This is a genomic window from Thomasclavelia sp., from assembly GCF_017889095.1.
Classification (GTDB): Bacteria; Bacillota_I; Bacilli_A; order Erysipelotrichales; family Coprobacillaceae; genus Thomasclavelia.
Genome location: NZ_JAGHEW010000325.1, coordinates 1 through 2924 on the forward strand (window position 1 = coordinate 1; position 2924 = coordinate 2924).

The 2924-nt window shown below is 31.0% G+C and carries 5 protein-coding genes; 4 read left to right on the plus strand and 1 reads right to left on the minus strand.

The window, feature by feature from the left end; genetic code table 11:
- Positions 1–844 (minus strand): LysR family transcriptional regulator (locus J7M77_RS14010; protein ID WP_296879655.1); only part of this gene is annotated, 844 nt, incomplete at its 3' end.
- 217 nt (positions 845–1061) lie between these two features.
- Between J7M77_RS14010 and J7M77_RS14015 the strand changes: the two genes are divergently transcribed.
- From J7M77_RS14015 to J7M77_RS14030, 4 genes are all read left to right on the plus strand, one after another.
- Positions 1062–1556 (plus strand): NAD(P)H-dependent oxidoreductase subunit E, encoded by a 495-nt coding sequence (locus J7M77_RS14015; protein ID WP_296879657.1) that lies wholly within the window; start codon positions 1062–1064, stop codon positions 1554–1556.
- A complete protein-coding gene (locus J7M77_RS14020) occupies positions 1546–1899 on the plus strand; it encodes a hypothetical protein (RefSeq protein ID WP_296879659.1) in 354 nt (117 codons plus the stop codon). The genes J7M77_RS14015 and J7M77_RS14020 overlap by 11 nt, the downstream gene beginning before the upstream one ends.
- On the plus strand, positions 1896–2303 hold the full coding sequence (locus J7M77_RS14025) for an ATP-binding protein (protein ID WP_296879660.1): 408 nt from the start codon (positions 1896–1898) through the stop codon (positions 2301–2303). The genes J7M77_RS14020 and J7M77_RS14025 overlap by 4 nt, the downstream gene beginning before the upstream one ends.
- Positions 2300–2924: [Fe-Fe] hydrogenase large subunit C-terminal domain-containing protein (locus J7M77_RS14030; RefSeq protein WP_296879662.1), on the plus strand; the 625-nt coding region annotated here is incomplete at its 3' end. The genes J7M77_RS14025 and J7M77_RS14030, both read left to right, overlap by 4 nt.

Consider the following 2924-nt stretch of genomic DNA (forward strand, 5'->3'; position numbering starts at 1 on the left):
AGCGATATTCTTGTCGGACAATTAACCAGTCATGACAAATACTTTGATGATCATTGATCTTTAAAGTCGTTAAATTATAACGCTGCAATACATCACCTGGCATTGGCGATACCCACATATAACAATGAGGGAAAGTACTTAATAATTCCAATTGGATGGCCCGTTCATAAATTAAAATTTCTTTTTGACTAGGATGTTTATTCATAAAATTATCTGGCAATGAAACATCACCATGACTAATTGCTATTTGATGTTCGAGGTCTTTTAAACAAACTTGATCTTTAAAGACTAATGGATTTTGATTAGATACTAATAATTGGTAGTTGAAACTATAAAGTTCTTTAGCTTCTAATTCTTTAGATTTCAACAAATCAGTAAAATATTTCTTTTCATTATTAAAAAAACGAATTATTCCAATATTAGCATCGCCCTCAGATACCATTTTAATGGTATCAAAAGTATTTGTTTCGCGATAATTTACAGTAATCTTTTTATCTATAAGATTTATTTTTGATAAATATTCACAAAATGCATCAGCAATATAACTAGCTCGGGGTACACAAACATCTAAATGCAATGATTTTTCGTCATAATTACAATATAATGCTTCCATTTCATCTACTTGCATAATGATTTTTTTAGCCCGTTCAATAAACTCTGCCCCTTTTTTAGTTGGTACTACTCCTTTTGAAGTACGTTCAAAGATCTTAATATGCATGTGTTCTTCAAATTCTTTGATAATTTTACTTAAATGAGGCTGATTCATATAAAGCTTATTAGCCGCTTTACTAATTGAACCAGCCCGAGCGACTTCAATGATATATTTTAAATGCATTAGATTCATCGTTTTTCCTCCTATTTTAATAATTTTATCACAAATAAAATTCTTTGTATAATTTTATCGATTAAAATATTTTATTATCAAAAAAATATTTAGTTATATCTTTTTATATCTAAGCCTATAATTATTTAAATATATGTTCCCTTTTTTTATAATCTATTTAAAGCGCTTTCAAAGTATGTTATAATTAATAGTATGATGAAAAGAAAGAGGTGTGAAAATGAAAAAGCTGAAACAAGAGTATTTAGATAAAATTGATGAAATAGTTGCTAAATACAAAGACCAAAAAGGTCCAATGAAGTTAATGCTACATGAAGTTCAAGAAAGTCTTGGCTATATTCCTTTTGAAGCTATGGAAAAGATTTCTAAGGCAATCAACGTACCGGTATCTAAGGTATATGGAGTAGTAACTTTTTATTCACAATTTACTACTGAACCTAAAGGAAAACATGTTATTTCCGTTTGCTTAGGAACAGCTTGTTATGTTAATGGTTCCCAGACAATTCTAGACTTGCTTTGTGAGATGACGGGATGCGAAGTAAATTCAACTAGTGAAGATGGACTTTTTTCAATTGATGCAACACGTTGTGTAGGAGCTTGTGGATTAGCTCCAGTAGTTAGTGTTGACGGGACAGTTTTTGGTTGTTCTAAACAGCTAGAAGATCTCAAAATGCTTGTCTTAGATTATTTGAAAGAAGAAGCCAATGCTAGTTAAAGAAATAACGAGTTTATTAAATGCTCGGGAAATTTATGTTGATGATACTTCGATTTATCAAAAAAATTATGACAAAGCTTTTGCCACTGATTTAATGTCAGATGCTTTAGCCTTGTTGAAAAATGAAACTGAGGATGTTTTATTTATTACTGGTCTAGCCAATGTTCAATCATTACGTACTGCCGAGGTTTTAGATATTGAAACGATCTTATTCGTTCGGGGAAAACCGTTAGATATGTCAATTGTGGAAATGGCTAAAAAATTGCATATCAATTTGTTTCAAACCGATGAAGCAATGTTTGAAACTTGTGGTAAGTTATATGAAGCAGGAATGCGGCGATGAAAAAAACTTATCAAGTTATTAAAGATAATTACCAGGATGCTGGAACAGCTTCTAGCGATATTAAAAGAACTTTAAAGGCTCTAGGAATTGATCGTAAAGTTTTAAAAGCAGTTGCGATTGCCTGCTATGAAGCTGAAATAAATATTGCCATTCACTCTGATGGCGGTACCGTTACTTTTGAAATCGATGATGAAGGTGTGATTCATTTATCATTCGATGATATTGGCCCTGGAATTGAAGATATTGAATTAGCTTTAACTCCTGGTTATTCAACCGCCTCACCTAAAGCCCGTGAATTAGGTTTTGGTGCCGGAATGGGACTATATAATATGAAAAGTGTAGCTTCTACTTTTGAAATTTCTTCATCATCAGAAGGTACACATATTAAGATGACATTTAAATGAAACCAGTAATTACTTATTTAGGTAATACCTGCCAAAAATGTATTAAATGTGTCAAGTCCTGTCCCGTTGATGCGATTTCAATTGTAAATAAACAGGTAATTATTGACCAGGACAAGTGTATCAATTGTGATATTTGTATTCAGGCATGTGACCAGAAAATTTTAAAAACTAAAAGTATTGATTTAGAAAATTGTTTAAACCAACATGATTATAATATTGCTTTACTGCCAACAGCGATTTTATCGGATTTAAAGAATTATCAGGAAGTTGAAAATACGGTAGCTGCAATCAAAAAGTTTGGCTTTGATGAAGTAGTTCAATATAGTGATATTGAAGGCTTTCTTTATAAACAGGCTTTAGAAGATAGTCAAGGTAAGCATTTACCAATGTTGACTTCATTTTGTCCAACGGTAAATAAATTAATTATAAGTGAATATCCGACTTTGATTGATCATTTATTACCTTATGATTATCCCGTTGAAATAGCAGCAAAAAAATTAAGACAAAAATATCCAGATAAAAATATCGGTATTATTTCTTTATGTGAATGTGTCGCTAAATTGACATTAGCTAAAGAACCGTTTGATAATCAGGAATCGAATATTGATTATGCAATCAGTA